The sequence below is a fragment of the Novosphingobium pentaromativorans US6-1 genome (assembly GCF_000767465.1).
GTDB classification, from domain to species: Bacteria; Pseudomonadota; Alphaproteobacteria; order Sphingomonadales; family Sphingomonadaceae; genus Novosphingobium; species Novosphingobium pentaromativorans.
In genome coordinates this window covers 469,209-483,908 of sequence record NZ_CP009291.1, presented here as the reverse complement: position 1 = coordinate 483,908, position 14,700 = coordinate 469,209, and the positions used below count along the sequence as shown (strand labels likewise).

The window sequence follows — 14,700 nt, the reverse complement described above, 5'->3', positions numbered from 1 at the left end:
GGGTATGGCCCTGACCAGCACCGACGAAACGGATCTGATCCTTCCCCTGTTCACGGGAACGCATGAGAATCCGCGCTTTGCAACGTTCCTCGAGCGCCTGCGCCGCCGAACCGATGCAAACCATATCGGACTTATCAATCACACGCACGATTGGACCGGTGCCCGCAAGTCCATCTATTTCGCGGGCGAGGATCTGAGTCGCCGGGCGGCCGAGACCAACAGTCCCGATCCATTCGAAACCGACCGCGCGCTTTTCGAACAGTTGCGCCCCAACCGGGTATACAGCCTCTCCGAACTCGTCGAGCACGACCCTGTGGCGCGGGCGGCCCGCGCGCGCAGAATGGCCAACCTCGGCCTTGCCGACGAACGCGTGGTCCGCATCACCGACGGTGACAGCTTCACCGCGTGGCTGATGCTGGCCCGCGCAAAACCCTGCTCTGCCGCCGATAGCGCCCTGCTCTCCAACCTTGCTCCCTATGTCGGAATCGCGCTGGGCAATCTGGTAGCCGCCGAACGCGACCGCCTGCTCGCGCGCATCAATGCCCTGAGCCTCGCCCGCGCCGGACGGGGCTGGATGACCTTCGATCTCGACCAGCGCCTCACCGCCATCGACCCCGAGACCGTCACCTACTGGGAAGCGCATTGCGGCACCGAGCCGCGCATCGGCGAACGGCTGCGCGGCCTCGATCAGGGCACGGATCGCGAACTGGCGGCAGCGATGGCGGACCTTGTGGATGATCCGGGCCGCGCGGCGCGTGCCGTTCTGCTGCGCCGGGTGCCCCGGATGGAAGCGCTGCTCATGGCCATGGACGCGGGCAGCGAATATCCCGGAGACATCCTGGCGCTTGTCCCGCTACCCCGCGAATTGCCCGCAGACGGCGCAGCGCGGCTGGCACAGGTTCACGACTTGCCTCCGCGTGAGGCCGAGCTGGCCATGGAACTTGCCGGTGGACATTCGATCGCCGAGAGCGCCGAACGCATGGGGCTCACGCTGGAGACCGCGCGCAATTATTCGAAGCGGCTATACGCCAAGCTGGGCGTGCGCGGTCAGGCCGAACTGGTGCGCCTCGTTTACGAAAGCACCGCGGTCCTCGCCTGACCGCAAGGCATCACGGCATCACGGCATCGCGGCAGCAATCGCCTCGTTGAAGGCCTTCACCGCGGCCGCCTCATCGCCATTCCAGACCGCACCCGACACGGCCAGGAAGTCCGCTCCGGCCGCGACCAACGCTCCGCAGTTCTCCGGGGTGATCCCGCCGATGGCAACGCAGGGGATCTCGAAGATGCGCTGCCACCATTCGAGCAGGTCGAGACCCGCCTTGTGCTTCACGTCCTTGGTCGTTGTGGGGAAATAGGCACCGAAAGCGACATAGTCGGCGCCCGCATCGCCTGCTTCCATTGCAAGGTGGCGGCTGTCGTGACAGGTGACGCCGATCTGCGCATCGCGGCCAAGCGCCTTGCGCGCTTCCTCGACGGTGCCGTCTTCCTGCCCCAGATGCACGCCGTCCGCCCCCAGGCGCTTGGCGAGGCTGATCGAATCGTTGACGATGAAGGCAACCTCCCGCTCGGCGCAGATCGCCTGCAACGGCTCGGCAAGGCGCGCGGCCTCGTGCTGGTCGATGTCCTTAACGCGGAACTGGAAGGCAGCCACCGGCCCTGCGTCGAGCGCGCGGGCCAGGCGCTGCGGGAAGTCCCCGTCCACCTTGAGCGGAGAGATCAGGTAGAGCAGCGTCGGCTCGCGCTCGATTTCGTCCTGTTCGGCTTGGTCGGTGTCGATTTGATCGGTCATGGCTGCCCTCTAGCCCTGCACGCGGCTTGCGCCAAGCATTCCGGAGCGGTTCATCTGCCACATGTTGTGATTGCCCCCATGATCGCAAGACAATCTCAGGCCCTGCTCGCCGGTTTCATGGCCGCTTTCGCCCTTGCCGGGTGCACCATCATACCTCCGGCAGAGCCGCAGTCCGCCCCGCTGCCGCCGCCATCGCCGCCGCAGGAACAGGCGAGCGAGAGCGCAGGAAACGACCAAGCGCACCTCACCTACGCCGCGCTTGGCCAGAGCGTCTATGTCGACGGTCCGCGCGTGACGCCGCTGGAACTCCTCGAGGACAGCCGCTGTCCGATGAACGCCCGCTGCGTCTGGGCCGGGCAGGTCCGCCTGCGCATCCGCATCGACCTCGGTTCCGGCAGCGCCACGCGCGAAATCACCTCGGGCAAGCCGCTCCAGGTAGCAGACGGAAGCCTTGAACTCGTCGAAATACGGCCCGACCGGGTAGCCGGAGGCGAAAGCGGCGGCGTGATCGATCCGGGAACCTACCGCTTCGGCTTCCGCTTCATGGGCGGGCTCTAGGCCGCAGCGTTCATCGCGCTCTCGATGCAACCGTACCAGCCCAGCCCGCGATAGGTCTCGTAGCCGGGTGTCAGGCCATAGGCGACGATCTTGCCGTCCTTGTTGCCATAGCCCCATTCGGCCTCAGGCTTGAGCGGATAGGTCTTACCGAAGGCACCGGGCTCGGTCGAGGCAATCACGCGGTAGCGGGAGTCGAGCAGCATCACCTTGCTGTGCTTGCGCTCCTCCTGCGACAGCGAAATGCCCTCGACGATGGACCGGGCCTGCGGCTCCCAGTCAAAGAAGATCCCCAGCACACCCACGGATCTGCCGCCGGTTTCGCCCCCGGCGCGAATGGCAGTGGAATATGTCGCGACTTGCGCATTGCCCAGACGGGCAACTTTCTCGACGTCGCAGACCGCGAAATCATCGCCGTCAGCGGTTGCAAGGCCGCGCCGGAACCAGTCCTCGCGCGAGACGTCGGCTCCGATCACCCCGTGGTAGCGGTCGGGACGGCCATTGGCGATAACCTTGCCCGAACGATCCGCGATCCACAGATCGAGATAGACGGTGTAGGACCGCAGGATCGTGGCAAGCCGGGATGTCGCATGGGCAACAGCTTCGGCGCCGGGCTGCTCGGCCACGCTGACCACGGCGCTGTCAGTCGCCCACCAGCGCACGTCGCAGGAGCGCTCGTACAGGTTGCGGTCCATGATCTCCACGGCATTGCGCGCCATGTCGGCATAGCGGCTGCCCTTGAATCCCATCATCATTTCTTCGCCGGCATTCTGGATGCGCGCGGCATTCTCGCTGATCGCAAGGTTGAGCGAGCCGGACAGCTCCGTCACTTCGCGCGATACCGACCCCATCTCCTGCGCCACGACGCTGAAGCTCTTGCCCGCTTCGCCAGCGCGCGCGGCTTCCAGGCGCGCATTCATCGAAAGAATCTGCGTGCGCATCATGATCTGGTCGAGATCGGCAATCTTGGCCTTGGTGACCTTCGTCAGTTCCAGTGCGAGGTCGATTATCTGATCCTGCATACCACTCCTGTCGGACTCTTGCCTTTCCCCTGCCTGCAGAACCGCTCTCCGGTGCCGGGGACATGCTTGGCGCCCCGGTCATTCTTGTCGGCATTCGCATGCCGCTCGGCCCACGCTACGCACACATGCTTGATCGGGAGCGCAGACCGGCATCAGGAGATGTACGTATAACGCCCTCAGGATGTCGCCATGGTCGCAAGAAAAAAGGCGGCGCCCGCCGGGGCACCGCCTTTCATCATTCCGGCAAGGTCAGACCTGTCAGGCAGCCGCAGCAGCGCCGGCCTTCTGGGTAGAACCCTTGTAGATCTCATCGATCGCCGCGCCGAGCGAGGCGTCGAACTCCGCGTCGCTCATCTGCGCACGCAGGTCCTGCAGCAGCGCGCGGCTGAAGCTGGCGATGATGCCCTTGTTCCTGGCCAGCTCGACGCAGGCCTCGGGACGCTCGTATCCGCCCGAGAGCGCGACGACGCGCAGCACCTTGGGGTGATCGACCAGTGCGTCGAACGTGCCCGGGACGACCGGCAGCGATAGCTTGAGCATGACCTGCTGGCCTTCCGGCAGCGCGTCGAGATTCTTGAGGATCTCGGCAAGCAGGATCTTGTCGCACTCGGCGCGCGTCTCGCTCTTGATGTTCACCTCGGGCTCGATGATCGGCATCATGCCGTGCGAGAGAACCTGCTGGCCGATCTCGAACTGCTGCTTGACCACGGCGGCGATGCCTTCGGCGTTGGCCGAATTGATCACCGAACGCTCCTTGGTACCGAAGACGCCGAGCGCCCTTGAACGCTCCAGCAGCGCGTCGAGCGTCGGCATCGGCTTCATCAACTGCACGCCGTTGGCCTCGTCCTCGAGGCCCTTGTCGATCTTGATGAAGGGCACGATGCCCTTGTTGATCAGCGCAGTCGGAGTGGGAACGCCGTCGACCTGACCGTCCATGGTGCGCTCGAACAGGATCGCGCCGATGACCTTTTCGCCGGTGAAGGCAGGAGAAGAGATGATGCGGCTGCGCATCTGGTGGATCAGGCCGAACATTTCCTCTTCGGTCGACCAGGCGCCTTCCTCGATGCCGTAGCCCTTGAGTGCCTTTGGCGTGGAGCCGCCGCTCTGGTCGAGCGCGGCAATAAAGCCGTCGCCATCGGCCATCTTGGCCGTCATCTGTGAAACTTGCATGGTTCTCCTCCTGTTTGTCTCACCTGTTGGTAATCGGGGCTATCGGCGGGGGACCCGGCGCGCAACCTCGGCAAAGGGCTTAATCCGCTCAAGCGCCTTTGCCTCGCGAGGTGCGGATCGCGCTCAGGCCTCCAGCACGGCGACGCCGGGCAGTTCCTTGCCTTCCATCCATTCAAGGAAGGCACCGCCGGCCGTCGAGATATACGAAAAGTCCTGCGCCACGCCCGCGTGATTGAGCGCCGCCACGGTATCGCCGCCACCGGCGACCGAAATCAGCGAACCTTCGACGGTCAGTGCGGCTGCCGTGCGCGCAAGGGCGACAGTGGCCGCATCGAAGGGCACCGTCTCGAAGGCGCCCATCGGACCGTTCCAGACCAGCGTCCGGCAAGTCTTGAGCACATCGCCGAGGGCTTCGACCGCCAGCGGACCGACGTCGAGGATCATCTCGTCAGAGGCGACCTCGTGGACGTTGCAGGTGCGCAAGGAAGCCGGGTTGGCCGCGAATTCCTTCGACACGACGACCTCATAGGGCAGATGCACGGTGCAGCCTGACGTGTCGGCCGCCTCGAGGATCTCGTTGGCAGTGCCGGTCAGGTCGTGCTCGCAAAGCGACTTGCCCACGTCGACGCCCTTGGCGGCGAGGAAGGTGTTGGCCATGCCCCCGCCGATGATCAGGTGATCGACCTGGCCGACAAGGTGCTTGAGCACGTCGAGCTTGGAGGAAACCTTGGCTCCGCCGACGACGGCCGCCACCGGCTTTTCCGGAGCGCCCAGCGCCTTGTCCAGCGCTTCGAGCTCTGCCTGCATCGAGCGGCCCGCATAGGCGGGCAGGACGCGCGCCAGGCCCTCGGTCGTCGCATGGGCGCGGTGCGCGGCGGAGAACGCGTCGTTGACGTAGAAGTCGCCGTTCTCGGCAATCGCCTTCACGAAATCGGCATCGTTCTTTTCCTCGCCCTTCCAGAAGCGCGTGTTCTCAAGGATCGCAATGTCACCGGCACGCAGGATGCCGACCGACTGCGCAACCACCGGACCGGCGACTTCGGGCACGAACATGACTTCCTTGCCCAGCACCCTCTCGACCGCACCGACCACCATCGATAGCGACATGGTGGAGGAGCGCTCGCCCTTGGGACGGCCGAAGTGCGCCAGAAGCAGGACCTTGGCGCCCTTCCCGGCCAGTTCCAGGATCGTGGGAGCACATGCACGAATGCGGGTCTCGTCGGTAACGAGGCCGTCCTTCATCGGCAGGTTGAGGTCGACACGTACCAGCGCCACCTTGCCGGTCACGTCGCCCAGGTCAGATTCGAGGGTGTCCAGGGTCTTGAAAGCGCTCATTGCTCGATCCTTACTTCGTCTCCGACGGCGATCTCGCCATCGTCCAGAACCCGGCCCAGCACGCCGCCACGCCAGTCCGGCGTCAGCGCGGCCATCAGTCCGGGCTTGATTTCATCCATGCGGCTGCATGGATCGCATTCCATGGTTATCTCGATGCGGCAGGTCGGCCCGATCGCGATTACCGCACCCGCCGCTCGCGGCAGGCGCAGGCCCGAGACGCACAGGTTTGCCCGCCGTGCATGCCACGGCAGGAACGCGTCGTCGGGAATGTCGAGATCGCGCAGGGCCGCGCGCCAGCTCTCGGCCTCGATCAGCGAGACCTGCCGGCGCGGCTGCTTTCTTGCCCCATCGGGGCCCTGACGCACGGCGCCGCGAAAGTCCCCCTGGACTCCCGCGGCGGCAGTGACGGCGACGGACGACAATTCCTCCATGGTTCCACGCGATCGCGAACGCCGCGCTATGCCAAGGAGTGTGCCCGTCGCCGGATTCACTTTCAGAGGAACTTCGCCATCGCACCCGCAGTGTCGAGCATGCGGTTCGAGAAGCCCCACTCGTTGTCGTACCAGGATACGACGCGGACGAACTTGCCTTCCATGACGGCCGTCTCGAGGCTGTCGACGGTCGAGCTCGCCGGGTAGTGGTTGAAGTCCGACGAAACCAGCGGCTCTTCGGTGTAGGCCAGGACGCCCTTCATCGGGCCTTCCGACGCTGCCTTGAGAGCGGCGTTGATTTCTTCCTTGGTGGTGTCGCGCTTCGGCACGAAGCACAGGTCGACCAGGCTGACATTCGGGGTCGGCACGCGGACCGACGAACCGTCCAGCTTGCCCTTGAGTTCCGGCAGCACGAGGCCGACCGCGCGGGCAGCGCCCGTGGTGGTCGGGATCATGTTGGCGGCACCGGCACGGGCGCGGCGCAGATCGCTGTGGATCTGGTCGAGCATGCGCTGGTCGTTGGTGTAGCTGTGGATCGTGGTCATGAAGCCACGCTCGATGCCGACGGTGTCGTTGAGGACCTTGGCAACCGGGGCGAGACAGTTCGTGGTGCACGAAGCGTTCGACACGACGATGTGATCGGCGGTCAGCGTCTCGTGGTTCACGCCGAAGACGACGGTGTTGTCGACGCCGGTGGCCGGGGCCGAGATCAGCACGCGCTTCGCGCCCGCATCGAGGTGCGGCTGCGACGCTTCCTTCGACTGGAAGAAGCCCGTGCACTCGAGCACGATGTCGATGCCCAGATCCTTGTGCGGCAGCTTGCCCGGATCGCGCTCGGCAGTGACGACGATGTCCTTGCCGTTGACGGTGATCTTGCCTTCGCCTGCCTCAACGGTGCCGGGGAAGCGACCGTGGGTGCTGTCATAGGCAAAGAGGAGAGCATTCGACTTGGTGTCGGCCAGGTCGTTGATCGAAACGAGGTCGAGACCGCAGTCGGGGCGCTCGAGAATGGCCCGGGCGACAAGGCGTCCGATACGTCCGAAACCGTTGATAGCAACCTTGGTCGCCATAAAATTCTCCTCCTTTAGGCGCTTAGCTTATCAAGAATCTTGGGCACGATGGATTCGGCGGTGAAACCGAAGCGTGCGAACAGGTCCTTTGCCGGCGCTGACGCGCCGAACCGGTCGATGCCGATGTTGAGACCGCCGTTGCGGCTCGCAGCGGTATAGCGCTCCCAGCCCAGCGTCGAGCCGGCCTCGATCGAAACGCGCAGGACAGACGCATCGTGCGGCAGCACTTCGTGCTTGTACGCTTCATCCTGCGCTTCGAACAGCTCCATGCAGGGCATCGAGACGACATCGGCGCCGATGTTCTGCGATTCCAGCTGCTCGGCGACCTTCACGGCCAGTTCCACTTCGGAACCGCTGGCGATCAGGATGACCTTGCGGTCGGCCGCAGCATGACGAAGCGTGTAGGCGCCGCGCGCCGAAAGCATGTCACCGCTATTGCGCAGCTGCGGCAGATTCTGGCGGGTCAGCGCAAGAACCGAAGGCGTATCCTTGGACTGCAGCGCGATGTTCCAGCACTCTGCCGTCTCGATCACGTCCGCGGGCGGAACACGTAGAGGTTCGGGATCAGGCGCAGGCTCATGACCTGCTCGATCGGCTGGTGGGTCGGACCGTCTTCGCCCAGGCCGATGGAATCGTGGGTCAGGACGTAGATCGCGCGGGTCTGCTGCAGCGCCGAGAGGCGGATCGCATTGCGGCAGTAGTCCGAGAAGATCAGGAAGGTGCCGCCGTAGGGAATGACGCCGCCATGCAGCGCCATGCCGTTCATCGCCGCGGCCATGCCGAATTCGCGGATGCCGTAATAGACATAGCGACCGGCGTAGTTTTCCGGGGTGAACGGCTCCTGGCACTTGGCCTTGGTGTTGTTCGAGCCGGTAAGGTCGGCCGAACCGCCAACCATCTCGGGCACCACCGGCGCCAGGACGTTGAGGCAGTTTTCCGAAGCCTTGCGGGTAGCGACGGTGGTGTCGCCGTCGAGCCAGCCGGCGAAAGTCTTCGCAGCCTCGTCGCCTTCCGGAAGATCGCCGGCCATGCGGCGGTTGAATTCGGCAGCGTCGGCGCTGGCGGCCAGGCGGCCTTCCCACTCGGCGCGGGCCTTGGCCCCGGCTTCGCCCAGCGAACGCCAGTCGGCAAGGATCTCGGCCGGGATCTCGAACGGGGCTGCCGTCCAGCCCAGGAATTCACGAGCGGCGGCGACTTCATCGGGGCCGAGCGCAGCACCGTGAACGTCATGGCTACCCTGCTTGTTGGGTGCGCCCTTGCCGATCACCGTCTTGCAGGCAACGAGCGAGGGCTTGTCCGAGGCAGCGGCTTCGGCCAGCGCACGCTCGATATCGGCAAAGTCGTGGCCGTCGCACGAGAAAACGTCCCAGCCGGTAGCGCGGAAGCGCGCGGGGATGTCTTCGCTCGTCGACAACGAGGTATCGCCGTCGATGGTGATGTTGTTGTCGTCCCACAGGACCTTGAGGCGGCCCAGCTTGAGGTTGCCGGCCAGGCCGATCGCCTCGTGGTTGATGCCTTCCATGAGGCAGCCGTCACCGGCGATGACCCAGGTCTTGTGGTCGACGAGGTCGTCACCGAAAGTACCGTTGAGCTGACGCTCGGCCATCGCCATGCCGACCGCCATCGCCAGACCCTGACCCAGCGGACCGGTGGTGCATTCCACGCCCGGGATCAGGAAGTTTTCCGGGTGACCGGCGCAGACCGAGCCGAGCTGACGGAAGTTGCGGATGTCGTCCATCGTCGGGCTGGCATAGCCGGTCAGGTGGAGCAGCGAGTAGATCAGCATCGAGCCGTGGCCGGCCGAGAGCACGAAGCGGTCGCGGTCGGCCCACTTGGGCGCGGCGGGATCGAACTTGAGAAACTTGGAGAACAGCACCGTGGCGACGTCCGCCATGCCCATCGGCATGCCGGGGTGACCGCTGTTGGCAGCCTGGACCGCATCCATCGAAAGCGCCCGGATGGCATTGGCCATCGGCGCGAGGCGGTTGGGGGCGAGGGTCATCTGATGGCTCCGGATACGGAAATTACTGGGCGATTCGAAAGTCCGGACCCCCTTTAGGGAGAGGCGGCTTCCCGTCAAGTTCGCCAGTCAGTTTCGCGCGACCGACCAGTTGAGCCGCACGTCGAAATGATTGTGAACAACAAGGGCCAATTGCTTGCGTTTTATCTTCTTTCCGGTAGCCAACGGAGGATGGAACAGACGGCGATCTGTGAAGCACTGCAAAGGATCGAGGCAGCGCTTGCGCGTGTCGAGGGCGCAACCCGGCAGGCTGTAGACCTGCGCGGTCGCCACGAGGCCCTGATCGGGCAGCACGAGGCTCTCGCCACCCGGCACGTGACACTCAAGTCCAGCGTCGAGCAATCGCTCTCCCGGATCGACGGGCTGATCGGACGGGCCGATAAATGATCCGCCGGATCCAGATCACATTTTCGAAGCCCCTGAAGTCATGAGCAACGTCACCCTTTCCATCGGCTCCCGCCGCTTCACCGTCGCTTGCGCCGACGGCGAGGAAGCCCATGTTTCCGACCTGGGCGATCTGATCGACGCCAAGGTCAGCCAGGCCGGCGCGCAAGGTCAGACCGAAACGCGCATGCTGCTCTTCGCGGCGCTGCTGCTGGCGGACGAGGTGCATGAACTGCGTCGTTCGGGCACAAGTGCCCCCGCCCCGGCAAGCGAACTGCCCGAAGATCTGGCCGAGCGCCTCGCCGAGGTCGCGGGCCGCATAGAAAATATCGCGAACCTCCTTGAGGCTGACGCCGGCAACGCCTAACTAGGGCTCGACGGGATCTGCCCGGCACGAGCCGTTCGAACATCCCTGAGGCTATAAGCAATCCAAGGGGGCTGTCCCTGCCCGGACCGTGGTCCGACGCACATGGCTCCCACCTGACGTTGAGGCGTCAGAGGATTTCTAGGAAAACGACCCAAGGTGGACCCGTCACCCCCATTTCCCGCGAATGAAGCAAAGGCCCGGCTGCGCAGGGCCTTCCGGACCGCCCGGCGCGAACATGTCTCCGCGCTGCCCCAGGGCATGCGTGCGCTCATGCTCAACCGGCCGCCCTCTCCCATCGCGCAGATGATGCCTGAAGGGGCGCTGGTCGGACTTTATTATCCTGTAGGTGACGAGGCACCCTCACTGGGCTGGGCGCGCTGGCTGGTCGAGAATGACCGCCGCATCGCCCTGCCCGCCTTCGAATCCCGCGAGAGCCCGATGGAATTTCGCGCCTGGAACGATCCTTTCGTGGACGATGAACTGGCAATCTCGCCCTGGGGCGGGCTGCAACCGGACCGAACCGGCGAAGCGCTCATCCCCGATCTTGTCGTCGTACCGCTGATCGCCTTCACCGAGCGCGGCGAACGCCTCGGCCAGGGCGGTGGACACTACGACCGCTGGCTCCAGGCCAATCCGCAGGTGCGCGCCATCGGGCTTGCATGGGACTGCCAGATCGCCGATGCGCTTCCGATCGAGGATCACGACCGGCATCTCGACGCCGTCGTGACGCCGACCCGGATCTATCAAGGAAGCGAATGAAATGCGCGAGACCCCGACATGGCGAATTCCGATCGGCGTCCTGGGACTGTGCGTCGCGCTTGCGGTTTACGGCATTCTCATCGCGACTTACGTGCCGCCGCTGATCGGTAACTGGCACGCCCTGGCGCAGACGCCCGTCTACATCGTGCTCGGCGTCGCCTGGATCATGCCGATGCGTCGCTTCCTGATATGGATGGAGACCGGCCGCTGGGGTTGAGCCCCGGCAGCCTCAAACCTTCGCGAACATCGACATGACAAGCTGCGCAATCGGCATGCCCGCACGGCACTGAGCCGTCCTGGTGGATGCCTGTCCTGCGGGTAACCGAGTCGCTTGCCCCGGCACCCTCAGAGAGGCTGCACGATGTCTTTCACAGGCCGCTGATCGCAAAAAGAAAAAGGCCGGGACATGCCCGGCCTTTTCTTCTGATGATTCACCTCAGGACATTCCTGAAGTGGCGCGAGTGACGGGGCTCGAACCCGCGACCTCCGGCGTGACAGGCCGGCACTCTAACCAACTGAGCTACACCCGCTCACCAGTGAAAAGAACTGCACCTCAGTTCTTTCTATGTATCCTGTTTTCACAGGCTTTTCCCAAGTGGCGCGAGTGACGGGGCTCGAACCCGCGACCTCCGGCGTGACAGGCCGGCACTCTAACCAACTGAGCTACACCCGCGTTCTAAGGCGGTGCGTCCGCTTGGGAGCCGCGCCACTAAGACAGGCTCACCGGGCTGTCAACTGCCTTGAGAGGGTAAGTGGTTTTTTTGCGCGCCCTGCCCCGGCACGCCGATACGAGGCCTGCGCGATCAAGTCCGTGTTAACCATATTTTGGCGAATTGGCCGTCAATCTCCCCCGCATCGCCAACAGGCCAGCGGGGGCTGTCCGGAACCTATGAAAAGCAAGTTCGTCTTTATCGCAGCCATGACGCAGGCGCTGTGCGCGCCGGCTCTGGCACAACCGGCGGCGCCGGTTTCGGTCGCCACCGACAGCGCCGTCTTCGTCGAGAAGGTCATGGCGGATTCGAGCAGCCGCCTCGAGCCGGCCGCGCGCCTTTCGCGCGGGGACAAGGTCGTGACCGTTGTCACCTGGTACCGCATGGGCGGCAACGGGGGCTTCGTCATCACCAACCCGATGCCCACGAAGCTTGCCTATGAGGCGAGCGCGAACGAGGGACAGGAAGTCTCGGTGGACGGCGGCCGCACCTGGGGCCACCTCGGCGCTCTACGCAAGGGTGGGCGACTGGCGACGGCAGAGGACGTCACCCATGTACGCTGGCGCATTCCGGCAGGCAGCGCCGCCAATGGCCGCGGCCAGCTCGCCTACAGCGCCATCGTGCGCTGATAGCCGATTTTCGGTGAAAGCAGGACGGCGGCCCGCACCCTGGCGCAAGCCGCCCTTTCCTTCGGTTCCTAACCGGCGAGAATGAGCGCCGGTGCTTCGATCAGCTTCTTGAGGTCCTGCGCGAAGCTGGCGGCATCCCATCCGTCGACGACGCGATGGTCGCAGCTCATCGAGATGTTCATCGTCTTGCGCTTCTCGATCCGCTCCACGCCGCCGGCATCGCGCACGAACATAGGGCGCTCGACTATGCGGTTGGGACCGATGATCGCCACTTCGGGGCGATTGATGACCGGTGTCGTCGCCACCCCGCCCATCGGGCCGAGCGAGGTCAGCGTGATCGTCGAGCCGGATAGCTCCGTGGACTTGGCCGAACCGTCGCGCGCCGCCCGCGCGAGGCGCGAGATCTCGCTCGCAAGCTGCCAGAGGTTGCGATCCTGTGCATCGCGGATCACCGGGACCATCAGCCCGGCCGGAGTCTGCGCTGCCATGCCCAGGTGTACCGAACCATAGCGCGTCACCACGCCTGCCTCATCGTCGTAATGGGCGTTGAGCATCGGGTACCTGGGCATCAGCTTGCAGATCGCCGCGATCAGGAACGGCAGCATCGTCAGCTTGGGACGATCTCCACGCCCTTCATTGAGCTGCGCGCGGGTTTCCTCCAGCGCCGTCACGTCGAATTCCTCGACATAGGCGAAGTGCGGGATCTGGCGCTTGGATGCCGCCATGTTCTCGGCAATGCGGCGGCGCAGGCCGATGACGCGGACCTGCTCGTCCTTGCCTTTCAGACCGGCAGGCTGAAACCCGCCCGCGGCATTGTAGGACAGGAAAGCGTCGAGGTCGGAATGGCGGATGCGGCCATCCTCGGCCGGGCGGACTTCGCCCAGATCGATGCCGAGGTCTGCCGCGCGCTTGCGAACCGCCGGGCTGGCCATGACGCGCGTATGACCCATCGCGCGGGCCGGCACCGGGGCCGGGCTCGGCGTCGGTGCAGGCGCGGGAGCGGGCGCTGGGCTCTTTTCGGCAACGGGAGCGGGAGCCGGTTCAAACGCGGGTTCAGGGGCCGGCACCGCGGCCGGTTCCTTTGCGGCCGTCTCCTCAGGAGCGGGCGCCGGTGCAGCAGCGGGGCGACCGCCCTTGCCGTCCCGCTCGTTACCCTCGCCTTCCACCTCGATCACCACCAGCGGCGAACCGATGGCGATAACGTCGCCTTCCGCTCCGGCGACCTCGATCACCTTGCCCGAGACCGGGCTTTCCATCTCGACCGTCGCCTTGTCGGTCATCATGTCCGCAACACGGCCGTCTTCCTCGACCATGTCGCCGATCTTCACGTGCCAGGCGACGATCTCGGCTTCGGCAATGCCTTCCCCGATATCGGGGAGGCGGAATGTATAGCGACCCATCGGATCAATCCTTCATGAGCCGGTCGACCGCCTCGCCGATGCGGACGGGACCGGGGAAATAGGCCCACTCGAGGCTGTGCGGATAAGGCGTGTCGAAACCCGTCACGCGCTCGATCGGCGCCTCGAGGTGATAGAAGCAACGCTCCTGGACGAGCGCGGAAAGCTCGGCGCCGAAGCCCGAAGTGCGCGTCGCCTCATGGACGATGAGACATTTGCCGGTCTTTTCCACCGACTTTTGCACAGTCTCTATGTCCAGCGGAACAAGCGTGCGCAGGTCGATGATTTCGGCATCGACGCCCTTTTCGGCAAGCACCGCCTCGACCACATGGATCATCGTGCCATAGGCCAGCACGGTCATCGCCGCGCCTTCGCGCACGACCCGCGCCTTGCCCAGCGGGATGGAATAGTAGCCCTCGGGCACCTTGCCCCCGGCATGGTTCTTCCAGCTCTTGGACGGGTTGTCGTAATAGCCGTCGAAGGGTCCGTTGTAGATGCGCTTGGGTTCGAAGAAGATGACCGGATCGTTGTCCTCGATCGCGGCGATCAGCAGCCCCTTGGCATCGTGCGGGGTCGACGGGATCACCGTCTTGAGGCCCGCGACATGGGTGAACAGGGCCTCGGGGCTCTGGCTATGCGTCTGGCCGCCGAAGATGCCGCCACCGAAGGGAGAGCGGACCGTGATCGGGGCCACGAATTCGCCTGCCGAACGATAGCGCAGGCGCGCCGCTTCAGACACGAGCTGGTCGAGGCCGGGATAGATATAATCGGCAAACTGAATTTCCGGCACCGGGCGCAGGCCATAGGCGGCCATGCCGACTGCCGCGCCGATGATGCCGCATTCGTTGATCGGCGAATCGAACACACGGTTCTTGCCATACTTGCCCTGCAGGCCCGCGGTCGCGCGGAAGACGCCGCCGAAATAGCCCACGTCCTCGCCTAGTATGACGACATCGGGATCGCGCGCCATCATGACGTCGAGCGCTTCGTTGATCGCCTCGATCATGTTGAGCGAGCGCGTGGGGGCATCGTGGAGGCTTACAGCTTCTTCTTCGAGCATTG

15 protein-coding genes, 2 tRNA genes and 1 pseudogene are annotated in these 14,700 nt (G+C 64.8%); 7 read left to right on the top strand and 11 right to left on the bottom strand.

The window, feature by feature from the left end; all coding sequences use genetic code 11:
* The first annotated feature begins 4 nt into the window (after nucleotides 1-4).
* On the top strand, nucleotides 5-1,099 hold the full coding sequence (locus JI59_RS02140) for a helix-turn-helix transcriptional regulator (protein ID WP_007014953.1): 1,095 nt from the start codon (nucleotides 5-7) through the stop codon (nucleotides 1,097-1,099).
* Nucleotides 1,100-1,117: 18 nt separating this feature from the next.
* Here JI59_RS02140 and thiE read toward each other — a convergent pair whose 3' ends face one another.
* A complete protein-coding gene (gene thiE / locus JI59_RS02135; protein WP_007014951.1) occupies nucleotides 1,118-1,789 on the bottom strand; it encodes a thiamine phosphate synthase in 672 nt (223 codons plus the stop codon).
* A 78-nt stretch (nucleotides 1,790-1,867) separates the two neighbouring features.
* Here thiE and JI59_RS02130 point away from each other — a divergent pair, with 78 nt between their 5' ends.
* A complete protein-coding gene (locus tag JI59_RS02130; protein WP_238532625.1) occupies nucleotides 1,868-2,347 on the top strand; it encodes a hypothetical protein in 480 nt (159 codons plus the stop codon).
* On the opposite strand, the gene JI59_RS02125 is transcribed toward JI59_RS02130, so the two are convergent.
* From JI59_RS02125 to tkt, 6 genes and pseudogenes are all read right to left on the bottom strand, one after another.
* A complete protein-coding gene (locus JI59_RS02125; protein ID WP_007014949.1) occupies nucleotides 2,344-3,366 on the bottom strand; it encodes a methyl-accepting chemotaxis protein in 1,023 nt (340 codons plus the stop codon). The two genes, JI59_RS02130 and JI59_RS02125, sit on opposite strands and share 4 nt — an antisense overlap.
* Nucleotides 3,367-3,624: 258 nt before the next feature.
* The gene (locus JI59_RS02120) at nucleotides 3,625-4,536 is read right to left on the bottom strand and encodes a fructose bisphosphate aldolase (RefSeq protein ID WP_007014948.1); all 912 of its coding nucleotides are present in this window, start codon (nucleotides 4,534-4,536) and stop codon (nucleotides 3,625-3,627) included.
* A 123-nt stretch (nucleotides 4,537-4,659) separates the two neighbouring features.
* Nucleotides 4,660-5,871: a phosphoglycerate kinase gene (locus JI59_RS02115; protein WP_007014947.1), complete on the bottom strand. Its 1,212-nt coding sequence runs from the start codon at nucleotides 5,869-5,871 to the stop codon at nucleotides 4,660-4,662.
* Nucleotides 5,868-6,302: an MOSC domain-containing protein gene (locus JI59_RS02110; protein WP_007014946.1), complete on the bottom strand. Its 435-nt coding sequence runs from the start codon at nucleotides 6,300-6,302 to the stop codon at nucleotides 5,868-5,870. Before JI59_RS02110 ends, JI59_RS02115 begins: the two co-directional genes overlap by 4 nt.
* A 62-nt stretch (nucleotides 6,303-6,364) precedes the next feature.
* Entirely contained in the window at nucleotides 6,365-7,372 is a 1,008-nt protein-coding gene (gene gap / locus JI59_RS02105) for a type I glyceraldehyde-3-phosphate dehydrogenase (RefSeq protein ID WP_007014945.1), read from the bottom strand.
* A 14-nt stretch (nucleotides 7,373-7,386) separates the two neighbouring features.
* Nucleotides 7,387-9,374: pseudogene (gene tkt, locus JI59_RS02100) on the bottom strand (transketolase).
* 189 nt (nucleotides 9,375-9,563) lie between these two features.
* On the opposite strand from tkt, the gene JI59_RS02095 reads away from it, so the two are divergent.
* The 4 genes from JI59_RS02095 (at nucleotide 9,564) to JI59_RS02080 (ending at nucleotide 11,119) form a co-directional block, all read left to right on the top strand.
* Complete coding sequence (locus JI59_RS02095) at nucleotides 9,564-9,779, top strand: hypothetical protein (protein WP_138921522.1); 216 nt, start codon at nucleotides 9,564-9,566, stop codon at nucleotides 9,777-9,779.
* A gap of 40 nt (nucleotides 9,780-9,819) precedes the next feature.
* A complete protein-coding gene (locus tag JI59_RS02090) occupies nucleotides 9,820-10,143 on the top strand; it encodes a cell division protein ZapA (RefSeq protein ID WP_007014942.1) in 324 nt (107 codons plus the stop codon).
* A 156-nt stretch (nucleotides 10,144-10,299) separates the two neighbouring features.
* Complete coding sequence (locus tag JI59_RS02085) at nucleotides 10,300-10,902, top strand: 5-formyltetrahydrofolate cyclo-ligase (RefSeq protein ID WP_007014941.1); 603 nt, start codon at nucleotides 10,300-10,302, stop codon at nucleotides 10,900-10,902.
* A 1-nt stretch (nucleotide 10,903) separates the two neighbouring features.
* Entirely contained in the window at nucleotides 10,904-11,119 is a 216-nt protein-coding gene (locus JI59_RS02080; RefSeq protein ID WP_007014940.1) for a DUF2842 domain-containing protein, read from the top strand.
* 236 nt (nucleotides 11,120-11,355) lie between these two features.
* On the opposite strand, the gene JI59_RS02075 is transcribed toward JI59_RS02080, so the two are convergent.
* Together JI59_RS02075 and JI59_RS02070 are read right to left on the bottom strand one after the other, a co-directional pair.
* Nucleotides 11,356-11,432, bottom strand: a tRNA-Asp gene (locus JI59_RS02075).
* A 66-nt stretch (nucleotides 11,433-11,498) separates the two neighbouring features.
* Nucleotides 11,499-11,575, bottom strand: a tRNA-Asp gene (locus JI59_RS02070).
* A 216-nt stretch (nucleotides 11,576-11,791) separates the two neighbouring features.
* Between JI59_RS02070 and JI59_RS02065 the strand changes: the two genes are divergently transcribed.
* Nucleotides 11,792-12,241 (top strand): hypothetical protein, encoded by a 450-nt coding sequence (locus JI59_RS02065; RefSeq protein WP_007014939.1) that lies wholly within the window; start codon nucleotides 11,792-11,794, stop codon nucleotides 12,239-12,241.
* Between the two features lie 68 nt (nucleotides 12,242-12,309).
* Here the strand turns inward: JI59_RS02065 and JI59_RS02060 are convergent, their stop codons facing one another.
* The gene (locus tag JI59_RS02060) at nucleotides 12,310-13,641 is read right to left on the bottom strand and encodes a dihydrolipoamide acetyltransferase family protein (RefSeq protein ID WP_007014938.1); all 1,332 of its coding nucleotides are present in this window, start codon (nucleotides 13,639-13,641) and stop codon (nucleotides 12,310-12,312) included.
* A 4-nt stretch (nucleotides 13,642-13,645) separates the two neighbouring features.
* Nucleotides 13,646-14,698, bottom strand: coding sequence for an alpha-ketoacid dehydrogenase subunit beta (locus tag JI59_RS02055; protein WP_007014937.1), 1,053 nt, complete (start codon nucleotides 14,696-14,698; stop codon nucleotides 13,646-13,648).
* Between the last annotated feature and the right edge of the window lie 2 nt (nucleotides 14,699-14,700).

Excerpts from the sequence above, each read along its gene's own strand:
- JI59_RS02055 (WP_007014937.1), bottom strand. The coding sequence starts at position 14,698 with ATGCTCGAAGAAGAAGCTGTAAGCCTCCACGATGCCCCCACGCGCTCG.
- thiE (WP_007014951.1), bottom strand. The coding sequence starts at position 1,789 with ATGACCGATCAAATCGACACCGACCAAGCCGAACAGGACGAAATCGAG.
- JI59_RS02060 (WP_007014938.1), bottom strand. The coding sequence starts at position 13,641 with ATGGGTCGCTATACATTCCGCCTCCCCGATATCGGGGAAGGCATTGCC.
- JI59_RS02130 (WP_238532625.1), top strand. The coding sequence starts at position 1,868 with ATGATCGCAAGACAATCTCAGGCCCTGCTCGCCGGTTTCATGGCCGCT.
- JI59_RS02065 (WP_007014939.1), top strand. The coding sequence starts at position 11,792 with ATGAAAAGCAAGTTCGTCTTTATCGCAGCCATGACGCAGGCGCTGTGC.
- JI59_RS02120 (WP_007014948.1), bottom strand. The coding sequence starts at position 4,536 with ATGCAAGTTTCACAGATGACGGCCAAGATGGCCGATGGCGACGGCTTT.
- JI59_RS02090 (WP_007014942.1), top strand. The coding sequence starts at position 9,820 with ATGAGCAACGTCACCCTTTCCATCGGCTCCCGCCGCTTCACCGTCGCT.
- JI59_RS02140 (WP_007014953.1), top strand. The coding sequence starts at position 5 with ATGGCCCTGACCAGCACCGACGAAACGGATCTGATCCTTCCCCTGTTC.
- JI59_RS02080 (WP_007014940.1), top strand. The coding sequence starts at position 10,904 with ATGCGCGAGACCCCGACATGGCGAATTCCGATCGGCGTCCTGGGACTG.
- gap (WP_007014945.1), bottom strand. The coding sequence starts at position 7,372 with ATGGCGACCAAGGTTGCTATCAACGGTTTCGGACGTATCGGACGCCTT.
- JI59_RS02095 (WP_138921522.1), top strand. The coding sequence starts at position 9,564 with ATGGAACAGACGGCGATCTGTGAAGCACTGCAAAGGATCGAGGCAGCG.
- JI59_RS02110 (WP_007014946.1), bottom strand. The coding sequence starts at position 6,302 with ATGGAGGAATTGTCGTCCGTCGCCGTCACTGCCGCCGCGGGAGTCCAG.
- JI59_RS02125 (WP_007014949.1), bottom strand. The coding sequence starts at position 3,366 with ATGCAGGATCAGATAATCGACCTCGCACTGGAACTGACGAAGGTCACC.
- JI59_RS02115 (WP_007014947.1), bottom strand. The coding sequence starts at position 5,871 with ATGAGCGCTTTCAAGACCCTGGACACCCTCGAATCTGACCTGGGCGAC.